21 protein-coding genes and 3 rRNA genes are annotated in these 26,483 nt (G+C 70.7%); 15 read left to right on the forward strand and 9 right to left on the reverse strand.

The window, feature by feature from the left end; translation table 11 throughout:
• The first annotated feature begins 164 nt into the window (after positions 1-164).
• A complete protein-coding gene (locus MRQ36_RS24240) occupies positions 165-671 on the forward strand; it encodes an Hsp20/alpha crystallin family protein (RefSeq protein ID WP_242798991.1) in 507 nt (168 codons plus the stop codon).
• A gap of 62 nt (positions 672-733) precedes the next feature.
• The gene (locus MRQ36_RS24245) at positions 734-1,210 is read left to right on the forward strand and encodes a cyclic nucleotide-binding domain-containing protein (RefSeq protein ID WP_242798993.1); all 477 of its coding nucleotides are present in this window, start codon (positions 734-736) and stop codon (positions 1,208-1,210) included.
• Between the two features lie 48 nt (positions 1,211-1,258).
• On the opposite strand, the gene pflA is transcribed toward MRQ36_RS24245, so the two are convergent.
• The 4 genes from pflA to ppdK all read right to left on the reverse strand — a co-directional run bounded on the left by pflA (position 1,259) and on the right by ppdK (position 7,599).
• Positions 1,259-2,038: a pyruvate formate-lyase-activating protein gene (pflA, locus tag MRQ36_RS24250; protein ID WP_242798995.1), complete on the reverse strand. Its 780-nt coding sequence runs from the start codon at positions 2,036-2,038 to the stop codon at positions 1,259-1,261.
• Positions 2,035-4,281: a formate C-acetyltransferase gene (gene pflB / locus MRQ36_RS24255; protein ID WP_242798997.1), complete on the reverse strand. Its 2,247-nt coding sequence runs from the start codon at positions 4,279-4,281 to the stop codon at positions 2,035-2,037. The genes pflA and pflB overlap by 4 nt, the downstream gene beginning before the upstream one ends.
• A gap of 187 nt (positions 4,282-4,468) precedes the next feature.
• A complete protein-coding gene (locus tag MRQ36_RS24260) occupies positions 4,469-4,702 on the reverse strand; it encodes a hypothetical protein (protein ID WP_242798999.1) in 234 nt (77 codons plus the stop codon).
• 236 nt (positions 4,703-4,938) lie between these two features.
• Positions 4,939-7,599: a pyruvate, phosphate dikinase gene (ppdK, locus tag MRQ36_RS24265; RefSeq protein WP_242799001.1), complete on the reverse strand. Its 2,661-nt coding sequence runs from the start codon at positions 7,597-7,599 to the stop codon at positions 4,939-4,941.
• Positions 7,600-7,744: 145 nt separating this feature from the next.
• Between ppdK and MRQ36_RS24270 the strand changes: the two genes are divergently transcribed.
• From MRQ36_RS24270 to MRQ36_RS24280, 3 genes are all read left to right on the forward strand, one after another.
• On the forward strand, positions 7,745-8,248 hold the full coding sequence (locus tag MRQ36_RS24270) for a GNAT family N-acetyltransferase (protein WP_242799003.1): 504 nt from the start codon (positions 7,745-7,747) through the stop codon (positions 8,246-8,248).
• Positions 8,249-8,258: 10 nt separating this feature from the next.
• On the forward strand, positions 8,259-8,885 hold the full coding sequence (locus MRQ36_RS24275; protein WP_242799005.1) for a YgjV family protein: 627 nt from the start codon (positions 8,259-8,261) through the stop codon (positions 8,883-8,885).
• Between the two features lie 128 nt (positions 8,886-9,013).
• Positions 9,014-10,339: a hemolysin family protein gene (locus tag MRQ36_RS24280; RefSeq protein WP_242799007.1), complete on the forward strand. Its 1,326-nt coding sequence runs from the start codon at positions 9,014-9,016 to the stop codon at positions 10,337-10,339.
• Between the two features lie 34 nt (positions 10,340-10,373).
• Here MRQ36_RS24280 and MRQ36_RS24285 read toward each other — a convergent pair whose 3' ends face one another.
• The 4 genes from MRQ36_RS24285 to MRQ36_RS24300 form a co-directional block, all read right to left on the reverse strand.
• Positions 10,374-10,694, reverse strand: coding sequence for a PRC-barrel domain containing protein (locus tag MRQ36_RS24285; protein WP_242799009.1), 321 nt, complete (start codon positions 10,692-10,694; stop codon positions 10,374-10,376).
• Complete coding sequence (locus tag MRQ36_RS24290) at positions 10,681-11,061, reverse strand: hypothetical protein (RefSeq protein WP_242799011.1); 381 nt, start codon at positions 11,059-11,061, stop codon at positions 10,681-10,683. The genes MRQ36_RS24285 and MRQ36_RS24290 overlap by 14 nt, the downstream gene beginning before the upstream one ends.
• Complete coding sequence (locus MRQ36_RS24295) at positions 11,058-12,284, reverse strand: NRAMP family divalent metal transporter (RefSeq protein WP_242799013.1); 1,227 nt, start codon at positions 12,282-12,284, stop codon at positions 11,058-11,060. Before MRQ36_RS24295 ends, MRQ36_RS24290 begins: the two co-directional genes overlap by 4 nt.
• 192 nt (positions 12,285-12,476) lie before the next feature.
• Positions 12,477-12,866 (reverse strand): PaaI family thioesterase, encoded by a 390-nt coding sequence (locus MRQ36_RS24300; RefSeq protein WP_242799015.1) that lies wholly within the window; start codon positions 12,864-12,866, stop codon positions 12,477-12,479.
• Positions 12,867-12,966: 100 nt separating this feature from the next.
• On the opposite strand from MRQ36_RS24300, the gene tyrS reads away from it, so the two are divergent.
• The 6 genes from tyrS to MRQ36_RS24330 all read left to right on the forward strand — a co-directional run bounded on the left by tyrS (position 12,967) and on the right by MRQ36_RS24330 (position 23,315).
• A complete protein-coding gene (gene tyrS, locus MRQ36_RS24305; RefSeq protein WP_242799017.1) occupies positions 12,967-14,250 on the forward strand; it encodes a tyrosine--tRNA ligase in 1,284 nt (427 codons plus the stop codon).
• 641 nt (positions 14,251-14,891) lie between these two features.
• Positions 14,892-16,406, forward strand: a 16S ribosomal RNA gene (locus tag MRQ36_RS24310).
• Between the two features lie 385 nt (positions 16,407-16,791).
• Positions 16,792-19,902 (forward strand): 23S ribosomal RNA (locus MRQ36_RS24315).
• 84 nt (positions 19,903-19,986) lie between these two features.
• Positions 19,987-20,103: ribosomal RNA gene (rrf, locus tag MRQ36_RS24320) — 5S ribosomal RNA — on the forward strand.
• The 16S, 23S and 5S rRNA genes sit together here, the layout of an rRNA operon.
• A gap of 1,098 nt (positions 20,104-21,201) precedes the next feature.
• A complete protein-coding gene (locus MRQ36_RS24325; RefSeq protein WP_242801341.1) occupies positions 21,202-22,299 on the forward strand; it encodes a lipopolysaccharide assembly protein LapB in 1,098 nt (365 codons plus the stop codon).
• Entirely contained in the window at positions 22,296-23,315 is a 1,020-nt protein-coding gene (locus tag MRQ36_RS24330; protein WP_242799019.1) for an HAD-IIA family hydrolase, read from the forward strand. Before MRQ36_RS24325 ends, MRQ36_RS24330 begins: the two co-directional genes overlap by 4 nt.
• A gap of 7 nt (positions 23,316-23,322) precedes the next feature.
• Here the strand turns inward: MRQ36_RS24330 and MRQ36_RS24335 are convergent, their stop codons facing one another.
• Complete coding sequence (locus MRQ36_RS24335; RefSeq protein WP_242799021.1) at positions 23,323-23,658, reverse strand: SCP2 sterol-binding domain-containing protein; 336 nt, start codon at positions 23,656-23,658, stop codon at positions 23,323-23,325.
• 112 nt (positions 23,659-23,770) lie between these two features.
• On the opposite strand from MRQ36_RS24335, the gene MRQ36_RS24340 reads away from it, so the two are divergent.
• Genes MRQ36_RS24340 through MRQ36_RS24355 form a run of 4 tightly spaced genes read left to right on the forward strand, consistent with a single transcriptional unit; the run spans position 23,771 to position 26,474 of the window.
• The gene (locus MRQ36_RS24340) at positions 23,771-24,367 is read left to right on the forward strand and encodes a phasin family protein (protein WP_242799023.1); all 597 of its coding nucleotides are present in this window, start codon (positions 23,771-23,773) and stop codon (positions 24,365-24,367) included.
• Positions 24,364-24,627, forward strand: a complete 264-nt coding sequence (locus tag MRQ36_RS33455) for a hypothetical protein (protein ID WP_278187593.1) — start codon at positions 24,364-24,366, stop codon at positions 24,625-24,627. Before MRQ36_RS24340 ends, MRQ36_RS33455 begins: the two co-directional genes overlap by 4 nt.
• A gap of 19 nt (positions 24,628-24,646) precedes the next feature.
• On the forward strand, positions 24,647-25,516 hold the full coding sequence (locus tag MRQ36_RS24350; protein ID WP_242799025.1) for a TlyA family RNA methyltransferase: 870 nt from the start codon (positions 24,647-24,649) through the stop codon (positions 25,514-25,516).
• A gap of 55 nt (positions 25,517-25,571) precedes the next feature.
• Entirely contained in the window at positions 25,572-26,474 is a 903-nt protein-coding gene (locus MRQ36_RS24355; protein WP_242799027.1) for an NAD kinase, read from the forward strand.
• The last annotated feature ends 9 nt before the right edge of the window (positions 26,475-26,483 follow it).

Consider the following 26,483-nt stretch of genomic DNA (forward strand, 5'->3'; position numbering starts at 1 on the left):
CCTGCGGGCGCGCGCCCGACGCGCACCGTCCCGCTCCACCGTCGTCCCCGGGAAGGCCAGGTGGCAGAGGCGTTGCGCCCGCGCGGCCCGGGACCATCGGCCCTGACGCCGGCGGCGGATCGGGAGTCGGATGGGACTCAGGACGATCGACAAGGAGGTCGGAGATGTCCACTTCCACCAAGTTCCGCGGCGGTGCCCTGGCGCCGTTCGACTGGACGAACCTGTCCTGGCTGCCGATGCTGGCGCCCACCATCCGGGTCGAGGACTACCTCGACGGCGACCGGTACGTCGTCCGCGCCGAACTGCCCGGCATCGACCCGACGAAGGACGTGCGGATCACCCGTACCGGCGACACCCTGCGGCTGGACGTGGTCCGCCGGGAGAGCCACACCGACAAGGTCCACTCCGAGTTCCACTACGGCTCCTTCTCCCGGCTGGTCCCGCTGCCGGCGGGAGTCCGGGAGGAGACCATCACCGCCCGGTACGCGAACGGCATCCTCGAGATCACCGCGACCGTCGGCCAGACCGAGCCGACCGCCCGCGAGATCCCGATCACCGTCGCGCCCGCCGTCAAGCCGGAACCGACTGCCAAGCCGGAACCGACTGCCAAGCCGGAACCGGCCGCCAAGCCGGAACCGACCGTCAAGGCGGCGCACGCCGGCCGGCGGTGACCCGACCCGAGGGGCCCGGCGGTACGCCGGGTCCCTCACCCGAGCACGGAGGCGCGAGTGCGATGACCCCGCTGGAGATGCTCCGCGTACATCCCTTCCTCGCCGGCCTGCCGCAGGAGTGGCTGCCCCGGCTGACCGGCTACGCCCGCCCGGTGGTCTGGCACCCCGGGCACCGGTTGTTCCGGGCCGGGCAGCCCGCGGAACGGTTCTGGCTGGTCCGCGGTGGCCAGGTGGCCCTCGATTTCCCGGTGCCCGGCCGGGGCGACGTGGGGATCGAGACGATCGGTGCGGGCGGCGTGCTCGGCTGGTCCTGGCTCTTCCCGCCGTACCGCTGGCAGTTCGGGGCGGTGGCCGTGCAGCGCAGCACCGCGGTGGAGTTCACCGCCGAGGGCGTACGCCGGATGATGGAGGCCGACGACCGGCTCGGCCGGCAGCTCACCACCCGGTTCATGAGCGTGGTGGTGGACCGGCTCCAGTCCTCCCGGGTCCGCCTGCTCGACCTGTACGGCTACCCGACCGCGCTGCCGCCGACCGGCTGACCGCCCGCCGCACCGCCGCCGGAGACCACCCCGGTCACCGGCGGCGGTTCAGTAGACGGTCAGTCCCCGTGCGGCGAACTGCCCGCGGACCCGGTCCAGCAGCTCGGCGCCCGGCGGCTCGGTCTCCGCCAGCGGGAACGTGATGCCCAACTCGGCGTACTTGTGTGCGCCCAACCGGTGGAACGGCAGCACCTCCACCCGTTGGACGGTGGCCAGCTCGGCGGCGAAGTCCGCCACCCCGGCCACGTTCGCCGCGTCGTCGGTGAGCCCGGGCACCAGCACGAACCGGATCCAGATCGGGACGCCCCGGTCGGCCAGCCGCCGGCCGAAGCGCAGCGTCGGGGCGACCTCGCCGGTCCGGGTCACCCGCCGGTACGTCGCCGGGTCCCGCGACTTGACGTCCAGCAGCACCAGGTCGGTGGCGTCCAGCAGCGCGTCGTCGGCGCGGACGCCGAGGAAGCCGGACGTGTCCAGCGCGGTGTGCAGCCCGAGGTCGTGGCAGCGGCGCAGCACCTCGCCGGTGAAGCGCGGTTGCAGCAGCGGTTCGCCCCCGCTGATCGTGACCCCGCCGCCGGCCACCGTGATGAACCGGCGGTACTTCGCCACCTCCGCCATCAGCTCGTCCACCGTACGGTGCCGGCCGCTGCGCCGGTACCAGGTGTCCGGGCTGTGGCAGAAGCGGCAGCGCAGCGGGCAGCCGGCGAGGAACGCCACGAACCGGGTGCCGGGCCCGTCCACCCCGACCGACAGGTCGTACGAGTGGACGGCCCCGGTCAGCGGCGTGCCGGTGCGCCCGGGCCGGACCGGCCCGGGCGTCGGCGTGTTCACAGCGACCCGTGGAACGTCCGGGACACCACGTCCCGCTGCTGTTCCGGGGTGAGGCGGACGAAGTTCACCGCGTACCCGGAGACCCGGACGGTGAGCTGCGGGTAGCGCTCCGGGTGGGCCATCGCGTCGACCAGGGTGGCCCGGTCGAGCACGTTGACGTTGAGGTGGAAACCGCCGGCGTCGGTGTAGCCGTCGAGCACCCCGGCCAGGTTGTCGATCCGCTCCTGCCGGGTGCGCCCCAGCCCGTCGGGGGTGACCGTGCCGGTCAGCGAGATGCCGTCCCGGGCGGCGGCGTACGGCAGCTTCGCCACCGACAGCGCGGCGGCGACCAGCCCGTGGGTGTCCCGGCCGTTCATCGGGTTCGCCCCGGGCGCGAAGGGCTCGCCGGCCCGCCGGCCGTCCGGGGTGTTGCCGGTGTGCCGGCCGTAGACCACGTTGGAGGTGATGGTCAGCACCGACATGGTCAGCTCGGCGCCGCGGTAGGTGGGCTGCCGGCGCAGCTTCGCGGCGAACGTCCCGGTCAGCCACACCGCGATCTCATCGGCCCGGTCGTCGTTGTTGCCGTACCTCGGAGGTTCCCCGTCGACCAGGTAGTCCACCGCCAGCCCGGTCTCGTCGCGCAGCACCTTGACGGTGCCGTAGCGGATCGCGGCGAGGCTGTCCACGGCGACGGAGAGCCCGGCGACGCCGGTGGCCATGAACCGGTGCACCGGGTGGTCGTGCAGCGCCATCTCCAGCCGCTCGTACGCGTACCGGTCGTGCTGGTGGTGGATCACGTTCAGCGCGTCCACGTACGTCTCGGCCAACCAGTCCAGCGTCCGGTCGTACGCGGCCAGCACCTGGTCGTAGTCGAGGACCTCGCCGTCGACGGGCGGGGTCGCCGGGGCGACCTGCTCGCCGGTCAGCTCGTCCCGTCCGCCGTTGACGGCGTAGAGCAGCGCCTTGGCCAGGTTCGCCCGCGCCCCGAAGAACTGCATGTCCTTGCCGACCCGCATGGCCGACACGCAGCAGGCGATCGCGGTGTCGTCGTCGTACGCGGGGCGGATCAGGTCGTCGTTCTCGTACTGGATGGCGCTGGTGTCCAGGGACACCTGGGCGCAGAACTTCTTGAACCCGTCGGGCAGCCGCGGCGACCAGAGCACGGTCAGGTTCGGCTCCGGCGCGGGGCCGAGGTTGTAGAGGGTCTGCAGGTAGCGGAAGCTGGTCCGGGTGACCAGCGGCCGGCCGTCCGCGCCGATGCCGCCGAGCGCCTCGGTGACCCAGGTCGGGTCGCCGGAGAAGAGCTGGTCGTACTCGGGGGTGCGGAGGAACCGGATGATCCGCAGCTTGATCACGAAGTCGTCGACCAGTTCCTGGGCGGTCATCTCGGTCAGCCGTCCCTCGGCGAGGTCCCGCCGCAGATAGACGTCGACGAAGTTCGCGGTGCGGCCGAGCGACATGGCCGCGCCGTTCTGTTCCTTGGTGGCGGCCAGGTAGGCGAAGTAGAGCCACTGGATGGCCTGCTGGCCGGTGGCGGCGGGGCGGGAGATGTCGTACCCGTACGAGGCGGCCATCTGCTTAAGCTCGCCCAGCGCGCGGATCTGCTCGGCCAACTCCTCCCGGTCCCGGATCACGTCGTCGGTGGACGGCCGGTCGTTTAGCGCGGCCTTGTGCGCCTTCCGCTCGGCGACCAGCCGGTCCACGCCGTAGAGCGCGACCCGCCGGTAGTCGCCGATGATCCGGCCCCGCCCGTACGCGTCGGGCAGCCCGGTGATGACGTGCGAGCGCCGCGCGGCGAGCACGTCGGCCGGGTACGCGTCGAAGACCGCGTCGTTGTGCGTCTTCCGGTAGCTGGTGAAGATCCGGTGCACGGTCGGGTCGGGGGTGTAGCCGTACGCCGCGAGCGAGGTCTCCACCATCCGCAGCCCGCCGGCCGGCATGATCGCCCGGCGCAGCGGCGCGTCGGTCTGCAGGCCGACGATCAGCTCCCGCTCCCGGTCGAGGTAGCCGGGGGCGTGCACGGTGATGGTGGACGGGGTGGCCGCGTCCACGTCGTACACGCCCTTGCGGCGTTCCTCGACGAACATCGCCCCCAACCGCCCCCACACCTCGAGGGTGCGGCAGGTCGGCCCGGTCAGGAACGCGGCGTCGCCGGTGTACGGCTCGTGGTGGCGCCGCAGGAAGTCGGCCACGTCGATCGTCTCGCGCCAGGGACCGTCGGTGAAGCCTCGCCACGGGTCCAGGACGTGCTGGTTGCCGGTCATGATCTGCTCCTGTCGAGCCGGTTCACCTTCCACCCCGAGCCTTCCGCGCCGCCGGGTGGCCGGGCAGAGCCGCAGGGACCGACGGGGCCGGGACTTCCGCCCCTGTCGACGGGCCGGTCGGCCCGCGCCCAGGACGGCTACCGGGCGCCGACCCCGGTGCAGGGGTCGACGCCCGGGGCGCGGCGGGTCAGCGTGCGGCGACCAGCCGCCGGGCCCGCAGCAGCCGCGCCCACCAGGGCCGGTCGGCGGGCCGCAGGGTCGGCGGGCGTACGCCGCGCAGGCTCACCCAGCCGCCCGGTCCCATGGTCACCGCGCCGATCGCCGGCGGCCGGCGGCGGGCCGTCACCGCGACGGCGGCGGTGAGCACGGCCACCGCGAACGCCCCGGCGGCCGCCGCGACGAGCTGGTCGGGGTCGACCACCCGCCGGTAGCGGACCCCCCTGCGAGAGGACGAACGCGCCGATCGGCCGGCCGGCGTGGGTCACCGGCACCAGCGCGGCGGGTGGCGTGCCGGGCAGTTCCAGCACCGGTCCGATCGGGGCGACCGGCTCGGCTGCGGTCGGGGCGGGGGCCGGCGCGGACGCCGGTCGGGGCAGGGGTGGGCCGACCGGGGCGAGTCCGGTGGGGTTGAAGATCGCGGTCATCGCAACTGCCCTCCTAACGGGAGTCGGACGTGCCGGTGGTGGAAGCGACGGCGGCCCGCCCGGCGGCCAGCCGGGCGATCGGCACCCGGTACGGCGAGCAGGAGACGTAGTCCAGGCCGGCATCGGCGAAGAACGCCACCGAGTCCGGGTCGCCGCCGTGTTCCCCGCACACCCCGACGGTCAGCCCGGGGCGGGTGGCCCGGCCCTCCTGGACGGCCAGCCGGATCAACCGGCCGACGCCCCGCGCGTCGATCGTCTCGAACGGCGACACCGGGAAGATGCCGCGCTCCAGGTAGGTGCTGAAGAACGAGCCCTCCACGTCGTCGCGGGAGAACGCCCACGCGGTCTGGGTGAGGTCGTTGGTGCCGAACGAGAAGAAGTGCGCCTCGGCGGCGATCTCCCCGGCGGTCAGCGCCGCCCGGGGCACCTCGATCATCGTGCCGATCGGGATCTCCGGCGCCCCGTCGACGGTGGCGAGGACGCGTTCCGCCTCGTCCCGCACCGCAACCAGTTCCCGCACGTCACCGACGAGCGGGACCATGATCTCCGGTCGGGGGTCGCCGCCGGCCCGGATCCGCTGCGCCGCCGCCTCGGCGACCGCCCGGACCTGCATGGCGAACAGTCCGGGCACCACCAGGCCGAGCCGCACCCCGCGCAGCCCCAGCATCGGGTTGGCCTCGTGCATCCGGCGCACCGCCGCCAGCAGCGTCGCGTCCCGGCCGGGGTCCTGACCGAGCGCCTCGGCGCGGGCCACCCGGGCGGTCAGCTCCTCAAGCGGCGGCAGGAACTCGTGCAGCGGCGGGTCGAGCAGCCGAATCGTCACCGGCAGCCCGTCCATCGCGGCGAGGATGCCGACGAAGTCGGTCCGCTGCAACGGCAGCAGCGCGTCCAGCGCGGCGGTCAGCTCGTCCGGACCGTCGGCCAGGATCAGCCGCTCCACCAGCTCCCGCCGTTCGCCGAGGAACATGTGCTCGGTGCGGCACAGCCCGATGCCGGTGGCACCGAACCGGTACGCCCGCCGGGCGTCGTCGGGGGTGTCCGCGTTCGCCCGGACCCCCAGCTTGCGCACCTGGTCGGCGTGACCGAGCAGCCGGTGCACGGCGGCGACCAGCGGGTCCGCCTCTCCGCTCAGCTCGCCGGCCAGGTAGCGGGCCACCGGGGAGGGCTGCACCGGCACCTCGCCGGGATAGATCCGGCCGGTGGTCCCGTCGATCGAGATGACGTCGCCGGCCCGGACCACCCGGTCGCCGACGGTGAACTCGCCGCGGTCGGGGTCGATGTCGAGCGCGTCCGCGCCGCAGACGCAGGTCCGGCCCATGCCCCGGGCCACCACGGCGGCGTGCGAGGTCTTCCCGCCGCGCGAGGTGAGCACCCCCTGCGCGGCGATCATGCCGGGCAGGTCGTCCGGGTTGGTCTCCCGGCGGACCAGGATCACCGGGTCGGTGGCCGCCGCGGCGGCGGCCGAGTCGAAGACCACCCGCCCGACGGCGGCACCCGGCGAGGCGGCGACCCCGACCGCGAGCGGCGCCGGCGCGGCGGCCGGGTCGAAGGCGGGGAACATCAGCTGCGCGAGCTGCCCGCCGGTGACCCGCAGCAGCGCCTCGTCGAGCGTGATCAGTCCCTCGTCGACCAGCTGCGCGGCGATCACGAACGCCGCCGCGGCGGTGCGCTTGCCGACCCGGGTCTGCAGCATCCACAGCTTCCCGCGTTCGATGGTGAACTCGATGTCGCACAGGTCGCGGTAGTGCCGCTCCAGGATGGCCATGATCTCCAGCAGCCGGCGGAAGCTGGCCGGGTCGAGGTGTTCCAGCTCGGGCAGCGGGACGGTGTTGCGGATGCCGGCCACCACGTCCTCGCCCTGGGCGTCGGCCAGGTAGTCGCCGTACACGCCGGGCACGCCGGTGGCCGGGTCGCGGGTGAAGGCGACCCCGGTGCCGGAGTCCGGGCCCAGGTTGCCGAAGACCATCGCCATCACGTTCACCGCGGTGCCCAGGTCGTCCGGGATGTGCTCCTGCCGCCGGTACAGCCGGGCCCGCTCGGAGTTCCACGACTCGAAGACCGCCCGCACCGCCAGGAAGAGCTGTTCGTGCGGGGCCTGCGGGAAGTCGTGCCCGACGTGCCGGGCAAAGATCTTCTTGTACGTCTCGACCAGGTCCCGCAGCTGCCCGGCGCTCGGCCCGCCGGCCCCCGCCGTGGCCCGCAGGGCGGCCAGTTCCCGCTCGAACTCGTCGCTCGGCATCCCGTACACCGTCCGGCCGAACATCTGGATCAGCCGCCGGTACGAGTCCCAGGCGAACCGCTCGTCGCCGAGACGCGCGGCCAGCCCGCCGACGGTGGCGTCGTTGAGCCCGATGTCGAGGATCGTCTCCATCATCCCCGGCATCGAGTAGCGCCCGCCGGAGCGGACCGCCAGCAGCAGCGGGTCGTACGGGTCGCCGAGCCGCCGGTCCAGCCGGACCTCGACCTCCCGCAGGTGCGCGTTCACCTCCTCGAAGAGCCCGGCCGGCGGTGACCCGGTGGCCAGGAACGCCCGGCAGGCGTCTGTGCTGACGGTGAAGCCGGGCGGGACGGGCAGCCCCAGCCGGGTCATCTCGGCCAGGTTCGCACCCTTGCCGCCGAGCAGGTCCGCCCTGCTCCGGTCACCCTCGATGAAGTCGTAGACGTACCTGGGCATGGTCCCGGCCCTCCACTGTCGCTACCGCTCGACCCCCCGTCCCCTTGTTGGTAGCAACCGGCGGGCACCGACCGGCAGGGCCGGACGGGACACCGCCCGGGCCAGAGGTCCCGATCGTGTCGGTGCCGCCGCGTATCCTCCCGCCGTGACCAGTGAGCTGCGGCTGCGCCCGGTACGCGACGACGACCTGCCCGCCTTCTTCGCCCACCAGCAGGACCCGGAGGCGAACTGGATGGCCGCCTTCGGTCCCGCCGACCCGGCCGACCGGGCCGCCTTCGACGCGCACTGGGCGCGGATCCGCGCCGACCCGCGCATCGTCAACCGCACCGCCGAGGTCGACGGCGCGGCGGTCGGTTACGTAGCGGCCTTCCCGGTCGACGACCAGACCGAGGTCAGCTACTGGATCGACCCGCGCCGTTGGGGGCGCGGCCACGCCACCGCCGCCCTGGCCGCGCTGCTGCGCGAGCTGCCGCCCGGGCCGGTGCACGCCCGCGCCGCCAAGGACAACCGCGCCTCCCTCGCCGTGCTGCGCAAGTGTGGCTTCGTCGTGGTCGGCGAGGACTCCGGATACGCCGCCGGCCGCGGCACCGAGGTGCAGGAGTGGGTGCTCCGGCGGCCCGCCGAGCCGGCTGACCAGCGCGACCACTAGTCTCCCCGGGGTGAACTGGCTGGAACTCGTCGGCTGGGCCGGCTCCGCGCTGCTGGTCTGGTCCCTGCTGCAGACGCGCATCCTGCGGCTGCGCGCGCTCAACCTGGTCGGCTGCCTGATCCTGATCGGCTACAACGCCGCCGTGCACGTCTGGCCGATGGTCGGGCTCAACGTGGTGCTCGCCGTGATCAACGTCTGGTACCTGCGCGGCATGCTGGCCACCCGGCACGACGAGGAGACCTACCAGGTCGTCGAGGTGGGCACCGACGACGCCTTCCTCGCCCACACCCTGCGGGTGCACGCGGCCGACATCGCCCGCTTCAACCCGGACTTCCGCTGGGAGCCCGCCGACGGGCACCGGTCGGCGTTCCTGGTGGTCCGCGCCGACGAGGTGGTGGGGGTGGTGGTGTCGCACGCCGAGGCCGGCGGCATCGCCCAGATCGACCTGGACTACGTCACCCAGCGGTTCCGCGACTTCACCCCCGGCGAGTTCGTCTACCGGCGCAGCAGCCTCTTCACCGACCGCGGATTCCGCCGGGTGGTGAGCCCGCCCGGCATGGTCGCCCCCTACTACCACCGGCTGGGTTTCCGCCCGGAGGGCGACGCGTACGTGCTCGACCTGCCCGCGTCGGCCTGACACTCGGGGAGGATTGCGCGACCCGTCGACGGGGCACAGAGGGGCCTACGCCGACCGGGTCCCCCGGTCGGCGCGTCAGCCGGTCAGCCGGTCGGCCGGCGCGGGTCGCGTGAGGGAGAGAACCGGGCGTGCAGAGCTACTGGAGCCAACTGGCCCTGGTCGGAGTCCTGGTCATCGTCAACGCGGTCTTCGCGGGCAGCGAGATGGCGCTGGTCTCGTTGCGGGACAGCCAACTGCAGCGGCTGGAACGCACCAGCCGGGCCGGCCGCACCCTCGCCCGGCTCGCCAAGGACCCGAACCGGTTCCTCGCCACCATCCAGATCGGCATCACCCTCGCCGGCTTCCTCGCCTCCGCCGCGGCGGCGGTGTCGCTGGCCAAGCCGCTGGTCCCGCTGCTCGGGTTCTTCGGCGAAGCCGCCGAGACGGTCGCCATCGTGGCGGTGACCCTGGTGCTGACCTTCGTCACGCTGGTCTTCGGCGAGCTGGCCCCGAAGCGGATCGCCATGCAGTCCGCCGAGCGGTGGGCGCTCATGGTGGCCAAGCCGCTGGACCTGCTGGCCACCTTCACCCGACCCGCCGTCTGGGCCCTGGGCGCCACCAGCGACCTGGTGGTACGCCTGGTCGGGCTCAACCCGAAGCACGAGCCGGAGGAGATCGGCCCGGACGAGCTGCGCGACATCGTCGCCGGCAACCACGGCTTCACCAAGGAACAGCGGACCATCATCGCCGGCGCAGTGGAGATCGCCGACCGGCAGCTGCGGGCGGTGCTCGTACCCCGGTTGCAGGTCTTCACGCTCGACAGCGGGACCACCGCGGAGGCCGCCCGGCTGGTGCTGGCCGCCACCGGCCACTCCCGGGCCCCGGTGGTCCGGCACGGCGGCCTGGACGAGGCGGTCGGCGTGATCCACCTGCGTGACCTGGTCGGCGTGCCCGACGACCGGCCGGTCGACGAGATCGCCCGCCCGCCCATGCTGCTGCCCGACTCGCTGCCGGTGGTCGACGCGCTGCGCCAGTTCAAGGCCGAGCGGCAGCACATCGCCCTGGTGGTCGACGAGCGCGGCGCGGTCGACGGGATCGTCACCCTGGAGGACATCCTGGAGGAGATCGTCGGCGAGATCTACGACGAGACCGACCGGGACCTCAGCTCGGTACGCACCGACCCCGACGGCACGCTGGTGCTGCCGGGCACCTTCCCCGTGCACGACCTGCCGAACCTGCGGATGGAGCTGCCCGGCCGGCCGACCGGCGACTACACCACCATCGCCGGGCTGGTGCTCACCTGCCTCGGGCACATCCCCACGGTGCCGGGGGAGAGCGTCACCGTCGACGGCTGGGAGCTGGCCGTGGCCGGCATCGACCACCACGCCATCACCGAGGTACGGGCCCGCCGCGCCGCCACGGCCGAGGAGACCGCCGACACCGACCTGCCGGTGCTGGACGAGGCCCGCAGCTGACCGCAGCCCGGACGCGACCGATCGCGCTCCGGGCTCAGTCCCGGTCCGGGCGCGGCGTGCCGAACGGGAACCCCGGCACCGGGGGATGCAGCCGCACCTGGTCGGCGGGGAGCTGATGGGTGCTGCGCCCCAGCAGCCGCGCCGTCGCCCGCAGCAGCCACGGTCCCGCCGGGTGCAGCTCGGGGCCGATCAGCCGGCCGGTGGCCCGGGTCCACCAGTGACCGGCGACGATCACGTCGGTCAGCCGGAACCGCTGCGGCGGGTAACCGCCCCGCACCACCACGTCCACGACCCGGCCGAGTCGCCGGCCGTGCAGGTCGTACGCGGTCTTCCCGAGCAGCTCACCCGCTCGCACGGTCGGCCCCCGGTATCCGGTCGATCAGGTGCCGGCGCAGCCACGACTCCACCGGCGACGGCGGCAGCTCGGCCGTACCCACCCGCAGCCGCACCACGCTGTCCACCCGGTCGACGAGGGCGAGCGGGATCCGTACCGGCGGCAGGGGCGGGTCGTCGACGAACCGGTCGGCGACGGCGACCAGCAGCCGCCCGAGCCGGCCACCGATCCGCTGGCCGAGCGCCCCCTGCCCGGTGAGCAGGCAGGCCACGTACGGGAAACCCGCGGCGTCGACGGCGAACTCGATGTCGTCGACCCGGCCGACCAGCCGACCGTCCCGGTCGATGATCTGCCGGTCGAGCAGCCGCCTGCCGAGCTGGACCCTCACCGCCCCATCCCCGTCACGATCGCCAGCGGGATCGCGGCCACCGAGGCGGCCACGATGAACAGCAGGAACACCGCCCCGAGCAGGTTGTTCCACCGCCCGTTCACCCGGTCGCCCAGATAGGTGCGGTCGTTCGCCACCACCAGGATCGGCAGGTACGTCAGCGGCAGCACCACCGCGCTGAGCACCAGCATGTACTCGGTGAGCGCCACCGGGTCGATGGTGGTCATCAGCAGCAGCACCCCGGCCAGCACGCTGACCAGCAGGACGCTGTGGAACCGGGCCGCCTCCCGCGGGCTGACCCGCTTGCCCCACTGCCAGCCGAAGTACTGCGCCGCCGCGTACGCCGCCGAGAGGCCGGTCTCCAGCGCGGCGCCGAAGGTCACCGCGAAGAACGCCAGCACCGCCACCACCAGCCCGACCCCGCCGAAGGCCAGCACCACCGGCCGCGCGACCTGGTCGAGGGTCTGCAGCGACGTCCCGCCCGGGTGGTAGACCACCGCCGCGGTGGCGATCAGCGACAGCGCCAGGAACCCGCCCACCGGGAAACCGATCAGCACGTTGGACCGCGCGTCGGCGAGGTCGGCGGCGCTCCAGTTCTCCTCCACCCCACCGGAGGAGAAGAAGAACACCTCGTACGGGCTGACGGTCGAGGCGAAGAGCGCCACCGCGACGAACCAGTAGGCCCCCCAGCCGTGCCCGGCGGTGCTGACCAGCAGCGCCTGCTGCCCGAGCCGCCCCCAGTCGGTGGGCAGCGCGAACAGCGCGACCGCGAAGACCAGCAGCGCCAGCCCGGCCAGGCCGAAGACCCGTTCCATCAGCTCGAAGCGCATCCGCCACAGCACCAGCCAGACCGCGAGCGCGGCGACGGGCACCCAGAGCAGATAGCTCACCCCCGACGCGAGCTGCAGCGCCAGCGCCACCCCGCCCAGCTCCGCGGCCAGGGTGATCACCGTGACCAGGTAGGAGGCGACCAGGTTGAGCAGCGCCAGCCGTGGCCCCAGCCGCTCCCGGACCAGGTCGAACACCGCCCGGCCGCTCACCGCCGCGATCCGTCCGGCCATTTCCGCGTACGCGCAGATGCCGAGCACCCCGACCAGCAGCACCCAGGCGTGGGCCATCCCGAAGCGGGCCCCGGCCTGGCTCGCCGCCACCAGGTCGCCGATGTCGACGAAGCCACCGATGGCGGAGAGCACGCCCAGCGTGACGGCGAGCAGCTTCCTCACGTCGGCGGCGGCGGATCGGGCGGTGTCATCGACGCGACGATATCGGCGCGGACGTACCCTTTTCTGGCGAATCTCGTCTCTGGCCGGCCGGGCGGTCCGCGGACCCGGCGGTCCGCCCGGCCGGCCCGTCACGCGGCCCCGGCCGTCACCTCGCGGCGTACCGGCTGCCAGCCGGCGACCGGGCCGGCGGACTCAGGCGTCGGTGAGGTTCTGCAACCGGACCTGGCCGCGCGCGACCAGCCGGCCGGCCTCGTCCGTGATCTCCACCTGCCAGAGCTGCTGGCTGCGCCCCTGGTGCACCGGCGTGCCCACCGCGGTCAGCTCGCCCTCGCGGACCGCCCGCAGGAAGTCCGTCTGGTTGGCCACGCCGACCACCTGGCCCTTGTCGCCCAGCCACAGCGCGCCACCGACGCTGGCCGCCGTCTCCACCACCGAGCAGTAGACCCCGCCGTGCTGGATGCCGAACGGCTGGTGCAGCTCCGGGCGGACCCGCCAGCGGATGACCACCTTCTCCCCGCTGACCTCGTCGAACTCCAGGCCGAGCAGGGCGACGAAGCCCCCGGTCAGATCCGGCTTCTGCACGGCAGTCCCTCCTCGCGGTGTGCGGAGCGCCAGCCTAGTCGCCCCGCCGTCGGCAAACCCGGTACGGTGCCGGCCCCGCCATGGGGGACAATCGGTGACCGTGACCGACAGCAACCTCCCGCACGGGCGGGACTCCCTGACCGACGACCTGCGGTGGCGGGGCCTGATCCAGGACTCGACCGGCTTCGACGAGCTGCGTGAGCTGCTCGACGGCGGGAGCGCCACCTTCTATGTGGGCTTCGACCCGACCGCGCCCAGCCTGCACGTCGGCCACCTCATGCAGGTCACCACGGCCCGCCGGCTCCAGCTCGCCGGGCACCGGCCGCTGCTGCTGGTCGGCGGGGCCACCGGCCAGATCGGCGACCCGAAGGAGAGCGCCGAGCGGACCCTCAACCCGCCCGAGGTGGTCGCGGGCTGGGTCCAGCGGATCCGGGAGCAGCTCTCGCCGTTCGTGTCGTACACCGGGGAGCACGCGGCCCGCCTGGTCAACAACCTGGACTGGACCGGCGAGATGTCGGTGGTGGAGTTCCTGCGCGACGTCGGCAAGCACTTCCCGGTCAACAAGATGCTGGCCCGTGAAGTGGTCAAGGCGCGGCTGGAGACCGGGATCAGCTTCACCGAGTTCAGCTACCAGCTGCTCCAGGCCAACGACTTCTTCGAGCTGCACCGCCGGCACGGCTGCCAGCTCCAGTACGGCGGCTCCGACCAGTGGGGCAACATCACCGCCGGCGTGGACTATGTCCGCCGCCGGGGCGCGGGGCCCGTCCAGGCGTTCGTGACGCCGCTGGTCACCAAGGCCGACGGTACGAAGTTCGGCAAGACCGAGGGGGGCGCGGTCTGGCTCGACCCCGAGATGACCAGCCCGTACGCCTTCTACCAGTTCTGGGTCAACGCCGACGATCGGGACGTCAGCCGCTACCTGCGCTACTTCAGCTTCCGGTCGCGCGAGGAACTGGAGGCGCTGGAGAAGGAGACCGCGGAGCGCCCGGCCGCCCGGTCCGCCCAGCGGGCCCTCGCTGAGGAGCTGACCACGCTGGTGCACGGGGAGCGGGAGATGGCCCAGGCGGTCGCCGCCAGCCAGGCCCTTTTCGGTCGGGGTTCGCTGGACGAGCTGGCGCCGGCGACCCTGCGGGCCGCGCTCACCGAGGCGGGCCTGGTCCACCTGACCGAGCTGCCCGATGTCGCCGGGCTGCTCAAGGAGTCGGGACTGGTGCCGAGCATGAAGGAGGCCCGCCGGGTGATCGCCGAGGGCGGTGCCTACGTGAACAACACCCGGGTCACCGAGGCCGACGCGACCGTCGCGCCGGCGGACCTGCTGCACGGCCGCTACCTGGTGTTGCGTCGGGGCAAGCGCTCCTTCGCCGGCGTCGAGCTGCAGGGCTGACCCGGCAGGAGCCGGTGTGACGCGGGACGCCCCCGGGGAATTTGACGATCAACTCCCCGGGGGCGTAACTTTCTCTCTGCCAGCGCGGAACGGACGAAACAGGGCGAAAGTCCTGCCAGGCCGGAGCGCAGGGAATGATCCTCGGGTCCGATGGTGTCGACTGTCGGACTCGGACCGGGCGGTGCCCCGGATCCGCCGGAAGGGCGGATTTGGTGAGGCGGAGCCGACCGGGTATGGTTCATCGCCGGTAGGGAACCGGGCGAGCCTGCGGGAAACCGCAGCGGCCGGCCTGCCGGAAGCCACGAGGGAGAGCGGCGGGAGCCGGTCGAATTGTGGTGCCTGGAATTGGGTGGAAGTGGTGCGGATCGCTGCAGAGCGGTTTGACTCGGCGGAAACCTCCGGGTAACGTAGTAAAAGTGCCCGGCGCGAGAGCGGCGGACGCGGATGGACGAAATGCCCCGGGTGTTGGGCTCCACGGTGTGGGGTTCGCGGCGGTGTGTGGTTGTTCTTTGAGAACTCAACAGGGTGCTTGATAAGCCAGTGCCAATTGTTTTATACCCCGCACTGGTCAGGCTTTGGTCTGGCTGGTGGGGATTCCTTTGGCAACACTTTTGTTGTCGGGACAGTTTTTCAACAAGTTTTTGTTGGAGAGTTTGATCCTGGCTCAGGACGAACGCTGGCGGCGTGCTTAACACATGCAAGTCGAGCGGAAAGGCCCTTCGGGGTACTCGAGCGGCGAACGGGTGAGTAACACGTGAGCAACCTGCCCTAGGCTTTGGGATAACCCTCGGAAACGGGGGCTAATACCGAATACGACCTTTGGACGCATGTCTTTTGGTGGAAAGTTTTTCGGCCTGGGATGGGCTCGCGGCCTATCAGCTTGTTGGTGGGGTGATGGCCTACCAAGGCGACGACGGGTAGCCGGCCTGAGAGGGCGACCGGCCACACTGGGACTGAGACACGGCCCAGACTCCTACGGGAGGCAGCAGTGGGGAATATTGCACAATGGGCGGAAGCCTGATGCAGCGACGCCGCGTGAGGGATGACGGCCTTCGGGTTGTAAACCTCTTTCAGCAGGGACGAAGCGTAAGTGACGGTACCTGCAGAAGAAGCGCCGGCCAACTACGTGCCAGCAGCCGCGGTAAGACGTAGGGCGCGAGCGTTGTCCGGATTTATTGGGCGTAAAGAGCTCGTAGGCGGCTTGTCGCGTCGACTGTGAAAACCCGCGGCTCAACCGCGGGCCTGCAGTCGATACGGGCAGGCTAGAGTTCGGTAGGGGAGACTGGAATTCCTGGTGTAGCGGTGAAATGCGCAGATATCAGGAGGAACACCGGTGGCGAAGGCGGGTCTCTGGGCCGATACTGACGCTGAGGAGCGAAAGCGTGGGGAGCGAACAGGATTAGATACCCTGGTAGTCCACGCTGTAAACGTTGGGCGCTAGGTGTGGGGGGCCTCTCCGGTTCCCTGTGCCGCAGCTAACGCATTAAGCGCCCCGCCTGGGGAGTACGGCCGCAAGGCTAAAACTCAAAGGAATTGACGGGGGCCCGCACAAGCGGCGGAGCATGCGGATTAATTCGATGCAACGCGAAGAACCTTACCTGGGTTTGACATGGCCGCAAAACCTCCAGAGATGGGGGGTCCTTCGGGGGCGGTCACAGGTGGTGCATGGCTGTCGTCAGCTCGTGTCGTGAGATGTTGGGTTAAGTCCCGCAACGAGCGCAACCCTCGTTCGATGTTGCCAGCGCGTTATGGCGGGGACTCATCGAAGACTGCCGGGGTCAACTCGGAGGAAGGTGGGGATGACGTCAAGTCATCATGCCCCTTATGTCCAGGGCTTCACGCATGCTACAATGGCCGGTACAATGGGCTGCGATACCGTGAGGTGGAGCGAATCCCAAAAAGCCGGTCTCAGTTCGGATCGGGGTCTGCAACTCGACCCCGTGAAGTCGGAGTCGCTAGTAATCGCAGATCAGCAACGCTGCGGTGAATACGTTCCCGGGCCTTGTACACACCGCCCGTCACGTCACGAAAGTCGGCAACACCCGAAGCCGGTGGCCCAACCCTTGTGGAGGGAGCCGTCGAAGGTGGGGCTGGCGATTGGGACGAAGTCGTAACAAGGTAGCCGTACCGGAAGGTGCGGCTGGATCACCTCCTTTCTAAGGAGCACCATCCGTCGAAAGACGGCATGGAGCCCGCACCGTCCGAATGCGATGGTGGGGTGCTCGAATGGCGGAGACACTGGTCAGTCAGGCGCCGGCAACGGCCGGGACTTCCTAGTACAGCTGCTCTTCGGGGTGGTGGGAACGGGTTGGTCCTGGTGCGGCTGGTGACTGGCGTAGAGCACCCTGTTGGGTCCTGAAAGAACAACTTTTGGTTGTTTCTTTCGGAGACTGCTGCGGAGCCCGATGGTGGGTTTCGGGAGTCTGCCAGGCATGGCCTGGTTTCTCATACCGCCGGCGGTGACGTCGGGCTGGTGGGAGACTGTCGGGTTGTGGGTTGGTCGTTTGTTGAGAATTGCACAGTGGACGCGAGCATCTTTGTGGTCAAGTTGTCAAGGGCGAACGGTGGATGCCTTGGCACCAGGAGCCGATGAAGGACGTGGGAGGCCGCGATAGGCCTGGGGGAGCTGTCAACCAAGCTGTGATCCCAGGGTGTCCGAATGGGGGAACCCGGCACCAGTCATGTGGTGTCACCTGCACCTGAACACATAGGGTGTATGGGGGGAACGCGGGGAAGTGAAACATCTCAGTACCCGTAGGAAGAGAAAACAAATAGTGATTCCGTGAGTAGTGGCGAGCGAAAGCGGATTGAGGCTAAACCGGCTGCGTGTGATACCTGTCAGGGGTTGCGTGGTCGGGGTTGTGGGACCCTGCGAAACGAGCTGACACTCGTTTGAGGAGTTACAAAGTCAGTGGCTAGCGGAACAGTCTGGAATGGCTGACCGTAGACGGTGAGAGTCCGGTACGTGAAAGTTGCTGATCTTCTGTGGGTGTTCCCGAGTAGCGGCGGACCCCTGAAATCTGCCGTGAATCTGCCAGGACCACCTGGTAAGCCTAAATACTTCCTGGTGACCGATAGCGGACGAGTACCGTGAGGGAATGGTGAAAAGTACCCCGGGAGGGGAGTGAAATAGTACCTGAAACCGTTCGCCTACAATCCGTCGGAGCCTTGCGGGGTGACGGCGTGCCTTTTGAAGAATGAGCCTGCGAGTTAGTGGCATGTGGCGAGGTTAACCCGTGTGGGGGAGCCGTAGCGAAAGCGAGTCTGAATAGGGCGCTCTGTAGTCGCATGCTCTAGACCCGAAGCGGAGTGATCTAGCCATGGGCAGGCTGAAGCGCGGGTAAGACCGCGTGGAGGGCCGAACCCACCAACGTTGAAAAGTTGGGGGATGACCTGTGGTTAGGGGTGAAAGGCCAATCAAACTCCGTGATAGCTGGTTCTCCCCGAAATGCATTTAGGTGCAGCGTCGCGTGTTTCTTGCCGGAGGTAGAGCACTGGATGGTCTAGGGGGCCCACAAGCTTACCGAAATCAGCCAAACTCCGAATGCCGGTAAGTGAGAGCGCGGCAGTGAGACTGCGGGGGATAAGCTTCGTAGTCGAGAGGGAAACAGCCCAGATCACCAGCTAAGGCCCCTAAGCGTGTGCTAAGTGGAAAAGGATGTGGGGTCGCATAGACAACCAGGAGGTTGGCTTAGAAGCAGCCACCCTTTAAAGAGTGCGTAATAGCTCACTGGTCAAGTGGTTCCGCGCCGACAATGTAGCGGGGCTCAAGCACACCGCCGAAGCTGTGGCATTCACATTTCAACCTCGCGGCGCCTTGATGTGCCGTGCAGGTGTGTGGATGGGTAGGGGAGCGTCGTGCCGGGGGTGAAGCAACGGGGTGACCTAGTTGTGGACGCGGCACGAGTGAGAATGCAGGCATGAGTAGCGAAAGAAGGGTGAGAAACCCTTCCGCCGGATGACCAAGGGTTCCAGGGCCAGGCTAATCCGCCCTGGGTGAGTCGGGACCTAAGGCGAGGCCGAGAGGCGTAGTCGATGGACAACGGGTTGATATTCCCGTACCCGCGAAAGAGCGTCCCTGATGAACCTCGTTGTGCTAACCACCCGAACCGCCGGCGGTCTTCGGACCAAAGGTGGGGAGCGTGGGAACCTGGCGGGTAGTAGTCAAGCGATGGGGTGACGCAGGAAGGTAGCTGAGCCCGGCCGGTGGTTGTGCCGGGGTAAGCGTGTAGGCCGTACCGTAGGCAAATCCGCGGTGCATGTAGGCTGAGACGTGATGCCGAGCCGATTCAGGTGAAGTCAGTGATCCTATGCTGCCGAGAAAAGCCTCTAGCGAGTTCTTAGCGGCCCGTACCCCAAACCGACACAGGTGGTCAGGTAGAGAATACCGAGGCGATCGGGCGAACTGTGGTTAAGGAACTCGGCAAATTGCCCCCGTAACTTAGGGAGAAGGGGGGCCGGAGACGTGAAGCCCCGCGCGGGTGGAGCGTTGTATGGCCGCAGAGAGCAGGGGGAAGCGACTGTTTACTAAAAACACAGGTCCATGCGAAGAAGTAATTCGATGTATATGGACTGACGCCTGCCCGGTGCTGGAACGTTAAGGGGACCTGTTAGCTCTCACGAGCGAAGCGGAGAACTTAAGCGCCAGTAAACGGCGGTGGTAACTATAACCATCCTAAGGTAGCGAAATTCCTTGTCGGGTAAGTTCCGACCTGCACGAATGGCGTAACGACTTCCCCACTGTCTCAACCACAGGCCCGGCGAAATTGCATTACGAGTAAAGATGCTCGTTACGCGCGGCAGGACGGAAAGACCCCGGGACCTTTACTATAGCTTGACATTGGTATCCGAATTAGCTTGTGTAGGATAGGTGGGAGCCGGTGAAGTCCATACGCCAGTATGGGTGGAGGCAATCTTGAAATACCACTCTGGTTGATTTGGGTATCTAACTTCGGACCGTTATCCGGTTCAGGGACAGTGTCTGGTGGGTAGTTTAACTGGGGCGGTTGCCTCCTAAAGGGTAACGGAGGCGCCCAAAGGTTCCCTCAGCCTGGTTGGCAATCAGGTGTTGAGTGCAAGTACACAAGGGAGCTTGACTGTGAGACTGACAGGTCGAGCAGGGACGAAAGTCGGGACTAGTGATCCGGCACTTGCGAGTGGAAGCGGTGTCGCTCAACGGATAAAAGGTACCCCGGGGATAACAGGCTGATCTTCCCCAAGAGTCCATATCGACGGGATGGTTTGGCACCTCGATGTCGGCTCGTCGCATCCTGGGGCTGTAGCAGGTCCCAAGGGTTGGGCTGTTCGCCCATTAAAGCGGTACGCGAGCTGGGTTTAGAACGTCGTGAGACAGTTCGGTCCCTATCCGCCGTGCGCGTAGGATACTTGAGAAGGGCTGTCCCTAGTACGAGAGGACCGGGACGGACGAACCTCTGGTGTGCCAGTTGTCCCGCCAGGGGCACGGCTGGTTAGCTACGTTCGGAAGGGATAACCGCTGAAAGCATCTAAGCGGGAAGCTCGCTTCAAGATGAGGTATCCCACCCACTTTGGTGGGGTAAGGCCCCCAGCTAGACGACTGGGTTGATAGGCCGGAAATGTAAGCCCGGTAACGGGTTCAGTTGACCGGTACTAATAGGCCGAGGACTTGACTACGAAGCTGCTACGCGTCCACTGTGCAACTCTGAACAAGCGAACACCCGTGAGTCAGCCCGGTGTGTTTTGACATGTTCATAGAGTTACGGCGGTCATGGCGGAGGGGAAACGCCCGGTTACATTCCGAACCCGGAAGCTAAGCCCTCCAGCGCCGATGGTACTGCACTCGGGAGGGTGTGGGAGAGTAGGACACCGCCGGACAATCTTCCAGTCGAGGGCCGCCCCATTTGGGTCGGCCCTCGACTGCGTTAGCGTCTTAGGGACGCAATCAGGAAGGATGTACCTGTGAGTTCAGAACCGCAGGGCGGAGATCGTCCGCGCCGTTACGAGGATCGGGCCGACCGTCAGCAGGGGCGCGGTGACGCCCGCCGGGACGACCGTCCCCCGTACCGTGGCAGCCGCGACGACCGCTCCGGTGGTGAGCGCGGCGGCTCCGCCGGCGACCGCCGCGAGGGCGGGTTCCGCCCCGGCGGTGCCCGCGAGGGTGGTTTCCGCGGCGGTGACCGCCGCGAGGGTGGTTTCCGGTCCGGACCCCGTGAGGGCGGCTTCCGCCGGGACGACCGCGACAGCGGGTCCCGGGGCGGCGAGCGCCGCGAGGGCGGCTTCCGGTCCGGCCCGCGCGACGGCGGCGCCGGTGGCGACCGCCGTGAGGGTGGTTTCCGGTCCGGTCCGCGTGAGGGTGGCTTCCGCGGTGGTGACAACCGCGAGGGTGGCTTCCGGGGCGGCGACCGCCGCGAGGGTGGTTTCCGGGGTGGGGACAGCCGTGAGGGTGGTTTCCGGTCGGGCCCGCGTGAGGGTGGCTTCCGCGGTGGGGACAACCGCGAGGGCGGTTTCCGGGGCGGCGAGCGCCGTGAGGGCGGCTTCCGCTCCGGTCCCCGCGAGGGCGGTGCGCCCGGCGCTGACCGCCGTGAGGGTGGCTTCCGGGGCGGCGACCGTCGCGAGGGTGGTTTCCGGTCGGGCCCGCGTGAGGGCGGTTTCCGTCGTGACGGTGACGCGCCCCGTGAGGGCGGCTACCGGGGCGGCGACCGTCGCGAAGGCGGCTTCCAGGGCGGCGACCGTCGTGAGGGTGGCTACCGCGGTGGCCAGGACCGGCCGCGTACCGAGCGGGACGGCGAGCGGCGCGGCTACGGCGACCGGCAGGGCTCCGACGACCGTGGTCGCCAGGGCGGCTACGGTGCCGGCCCGCGCGGGAACGACCGACGGGACCGGCCCGAGGGCGGCGAGGGTGACCGCCCGACCGGTCCGGTGCTGCCGGACGAGATCGTCGCGACCGACCTGGACACGGCCGTCCGGGCCGAGCTGCTCTCGCTGAACAAGCCGGTGGCCGAGAAGGTCGCCCGGCACCTGGTCGCCACCGGTCAGCTGATCGACGAGGACCCGGAGCTGGCGCTGGAGCACGCGCTGGCGGCTCGCCGGCTGGCCTCGCGGATCGCGGCGGTGCGGGAGGCGGTCGGACTGGCCGCGTACCACGCGGGCGAGTGGCAGCAGGCGATCGCCGAGCTGCGCACGTACCACCGGATGACCGGGTTGCAGAGCCACCTGGCGGTGCTGGCCGACTGCGAGCGCGCGCTGGGCCGTCCGGAGCGGGCGATCGACCTGTTCCGCGGCGCCGACCGGGCGAAGCTCGACAAGGCCGTGGCGATCGAGCTGTTGATCGTCGCCGCCGGCGCCCGGGGTGACCTCGGCCAGAAGGACGCGGCCGTGGCGATGCTCCAGGTTCCCGAGCTGACCAACGACTCGTCCGAGCCGTGGGCCGCGCGGCTGCGCTACGCGTACGCCGACGCGCTGCTGGCGGTGGGCCGGCGCGAGGAGGCGCGGGAGTGGTTCTCCCGGGCCGCCGACGTGGACGCCGAGGGTGAGACGGACGCGCCCGAGCGGCTGCTCGAACTCGACGGCGTCGTTATCGAGGGCGACGACGAGGACGAGGAACTCCCGGTGGAGGAGGCGACCGCGGGACCGGGCACGCCCGGCGCGGTGCCGGCCCACCCGGACGCCGCGCGCACCGGCGGTGACAGCGACCTTGACGACACCGACTCCGACCTCGACGACGAGGACGACGACCAGGACGTTGACGACGACGACCTCGACGACGAGGAAGACGACCTCGATGACGAGGAAGACGACCTCGATGACGACGACGACCTCGACACGGACGCCCGTGCCGACGACGTCGACGACGTCAACGAGGACGACGACCTGGCCGACGAGGACGAGCGGGACGACGTCGACGGCGACGAGCCCGGCGACCGGGACGGCGACGACCTCGCCGACGACGAGCTGACCGACGACCGGGCGGTGTCGCCGGCCGAGGCCACCGACGGGTCGGGTCGGGACGGGGCGACGGCTGCCGACCACGGCGACCGGTCGGCTCCCGAGGCGGAGGCCGGACAGCGGTGAGCGCGCGCGCCGGGGAACGGCTGGTCGACGGGTACACCCTGGTCGTCTTCGACCTGGACGGGGTGATCTATCTGATCGACCGGCCGATCCCCGGCGCGGTCGAGGCGGTCGGCCGGCTGCACGCGGAGGGCCGGGCGGTGGCGTACGCCACCAACAACGCCTCGCGCCGCTCCAGCGAGGTCGCCGAGCTGCTCACCGGCATGGGTGTGCCGGCCCGGCCGGAGGAGGTGCTCACCTCGGCCGCTGCCGCCGCGCAGCTGCTGCGCGACGCGCTTCCCGCGGGTGCCCCGGTGCTCGTGGTCGGCGCGGAGGCGCTGCGCGCCGAGATCAGCGCCGTCGGGCTGCGCCCGGTCACCCTGGCCGACGAGGAACCGGCCGCGGTGGTCCAGGGGTACGGGCCGCAGGTCGGCTGGGTCGACCTGGCCGAGGCGTCGGTGGCGGTCCGCGCCGGTGCGCCCTGGTACGCCACGAACACCGACCGGACCCTGCCCAGTGGCCGGGGACCGCTGCCCGGCAACGGGTCCCTGGTGGCGGTGCTGCGTACCGCCCTTGACCGGGAGCCGGACGTGGTGGTCGGCAAGCCGGAACCGGCGCTCTTCGCCACCGCCGCCCGTCGGGCCGACGGGGGACGCACCCTGGTGGTCGGTGACCGACTGGACACCGACATCGAGGGCGCCCGGCGGGCCGGACTGGACAGCCTGCTCGTGCTCACCGGCGTCAGCGACGTACCCGAGCTGCTGGCCGCGCCGCAGGCCCGCCGCCCCACGTACGTCGCGCTGGACCTGGCGGGGCTCTTCGACCCGGCGGCCGTCGTCGCGGTGCCCGGTGACCCCGACCGCGACGGTTGGTCGGTCACGGTGACCGACGGCGAGCTGGTGCTCGACGGCGCCGGCCGGCCGCTGGACGCCCTGGCCGCGCTCTGCGCGGTGGCCTGGGCGGCGTCGGCCGGCCCGGTGGTGCGGGCGGTGTCGCCGCAGGCGGCGGAGGCGCTCACGGCGCTGGGCCTGCCGGCCTGACGCCGGCTCAGAGCAGCTTGCGGAGCTTCATCAGGTCGAACGGGTTGGCCTTGATGGCGACCCGGCGCGAGGTGACCGCCCGGCCGACGTCGAGCTGACCGTGCACCAGGGCGACCAGGTCGTCGCTGGTGGTGCTCAGCGCGATCTTCGCCTTCGGGTCGTCGCCGTCGGTCAGGTCGACCAGTCGCCCGCCGGCGATCCGGCCGTGGAACGCGGTGTCCAGGTCGGTGATCCGGCAGGCCAGCGTCCGGTCGAGATCGATCTTGCCCTGCATCTCGGCGTGCCGGTCCAGCCGGGCGGCCAGATCCCGCAACGCCTGCCGGCACTCGTCCACGCTGGCCACATCGTCTCCTCGTCGCACGCCACGCCGTTCCCCGGCACCGTACCGCAATGGGCCGTCGGGGGCGCCCGGTAGCGTGAGACCCGCAACCACCGCCCCGCGGAAGGACTCAGGCATGCAGGACGCGTGGCGCGCCTACCTGGAGCTGGCCATGGGCCTGACGGAGGCGCCCCGGAAGAAGGCACAGGACGCCGTGCGCCGCGTGGTGGGCCAGGGCGGCGTGACCGCCGCCCAGCTCCAGGCGTTGGCCGAGGAGCTGCTCTCCACCGGCGCGGCGAACCGGGAGGCGCTGACCAAGCTGGTCCGGTTCGAGGTGGACCGGGCCCTCGGCGCGGTCGGGCTGGCCACCGCCGACGAGGTGGCCGAGCTGACCCGCCGGGTGCACGAGCTGGAACGGCAGCTGCGCGAGGCCAAGTCGGCCGGCACGACCGCGCTGGCCACCGGGCCGGTCTCCGCCGCGCGGGCGACCCCGTCGACGGGTCGGGCGTCGGCCACCGGGCCGGTCTCCGCGGCGCCCACGGTGCCGGCGCCGGCCCCCACCGCCGCGGTGGCGAAGAAAGCCGTGGCCAAGAAGACCGTGGCGAAGAAGGCGATCGCGAAGAAGCCGCCGGCCACCGTGTCCCGCACCCCGACCGAGGGGTCCCCGGCCACGCCGTCCCGGCCGGTGAAGAAGGCGGCGCCGCGCCGGCAGTCGCCCGGTGGTGACGGGTGAGCACGCCGTTCCGTCCCGGCCCGCCGCCCGGCGCGCGTCCCGGCCCGCCCGTCGGTCCGCGCCCCGGTCCGCCGTCGGGCGCCCGGCCCGGCCCGCCGCCGTCAATCGAGGACGTCGAGGACGCCCGGCACCCCGCGGTGGACGCCGCCGTCCAAGCCATGATCAACGCCGCCGCGCTGTCGCCGGCGGACCAGATCGCCCAGTACGAGGCGGCGTACGACACGCTGCGCGAGACCCTGGCCACCATCGACCAGGCCTGACCGAGTCGGAGAACCACCCATGGCACGTCGCAACCGGCTGGACGCCGAACTCGTCCGCCGCGGTCTGGCCCGCTCCCGTGAGCAGGCCGCCGCGCTGGTGGAGGCCGGCCGGGTCCAGCTGCGCGGGGTGCCGGCCCGCAAGTCCGCCGCGATGGTCGACCCCGCGGACCCACTCCTGGTCACCGGCGAGGACCCGGTCTCCGAGTACGTCTCCCGGGGCGGCCACAAGCTGGCCGGCGCGCTCGCCGCGTTCGCCCCGGACGGCCTCACCGTCGCCGGCCGGCGCTGCCTCGACGCGGGCGCCTCCACCGGCGGCTTCACCGACGTGCTGCTGCGGGCCGACGCGGCGGAGGTGGTGGCCGTCGACGTCGGCTACGGGCAGCTGGCCTGGCCGTTGCGCACCGACGAGCGGGTCCGGGTCTTCGAGCGCACCAACGTGCGTACCCTCACCCCCGAGGTCATCGGCGGCGAGGTCGACCTGACCGTGGCCGATCTCTCCTTCATCTCGCTGCGGCTGGTGCTGTCGGCCCTGGCCGGCTGCACCCGGGCCGACGGCGACCTGGCGCTGATGGTCAAGCCCCAGTTCGAGGTGGGCAAGGAGCGGGTCGGCGCGGGCGGGGTGGTCCGCGACCCGGCGCTGCGGGCCGAGGCGGTGCTCGACGTGGCCGCCGCCGCGGCGGGGCTCGGTCTGGGCCTGGCCGACGTCGCGGCCAGTCCGCTGCCGGGGCCCAGCGGCAACGTCGAGTTCTTCGTATGGTTACGCCGGGACGCGCCGGCGGCGGACCCGGAGCGGGTACGCGCCGTGGTGGCCGCCGGACCGGCCGGCTTCCCGCCCCCGGCCGACGCGCCGGACACCCCGACGTCCACGAGTGAGGAGGCCGCCCGGTGAGCGCGAGGAGTGCAGCGGAGCGGAGCCCCGCAGTCGCGAACGGAAGGTCGGTCCGGTGAGCGCGAGGAGTGCAGCGGAGCGGACTGCCCTGCTGGTGACGCACACGGGTCGTCGCCGCAGCACCGAGCACGCCCGGGCGGTGGCGGCGGACCTGATCGCCGCCGGCTTCGAGGTGCGGGTGGTGGCCGAGGAGGCCGACGATTTGGACCTGCCCGGCGTGGTGCCGGTGACCGGCCCGCAGGCCGCCGAGGGCGCGGAGATCGTCTTCGCGCTGGGCGGCGACGGCACGTTCCTGCGCGCCGCCGAGCTGGCCCGGCCGGCGAAGGCCCCACTGCTCGGCATCAACCTGGGCAAGGTCGGTTTCCTCGCCGAGGCGGAGATCGACGACCTGGACGTGGCGGTGCGCGACGTGGTGCACCGTAACTACACGGTGGACGAACGGCTCACCCTCGACGTGACCGCCGAGTTCGACGGTGGTCCGACCATCGAGTCGTGGGCGCTCAACGAGATCAGCGTCGAGAAGGGCGAGCGGGCCCAGATGCTGGAGCTCCTCGTCGACGTCGACGGCCGCCCGCTGTCCCGGTACGGCTGCGACGGCGTGGTCTGCGCCACCCCGACCGGCTCCACCGCGTATGCGTTCTCCGGCGGGGGACCGGTGGTCTGGCCGGAGGTGGAGGCGCTGCTGCTGGTGCCGATCAGCGCCCACGCGTTGTTCAGCCGGCCGCTGGTCACGGCGCCGACCTCGACCTTCGTCATCACCGTCGACCCGTTCACCACGCTGGCGGTGCTCTGCTGCGACGGTCGGCGGGTCTACGACCTGCCGCCGGGCGCCAAGGTCACGGTGCGTCGGGGGACGCTGCCGGTGCGGATCGTCCGGCTGCGGGCCCGGCCGTTCACCGACCGGTTGGTGGCCAAGTTCGACCTGCCGGTGCAGGGCTGGCGGGGCAGCCGCAGGTGAGCGGCGTCT

The sequence above is a fragment of the Micromonospora sp. R77 genome, assembly GCF_022747945.1.
Classification (GTDB): Bacteria; Actinomycetota; Actinomycetes; order Mycobacteriales; family Micromonosporaceae; genus Micromonospora.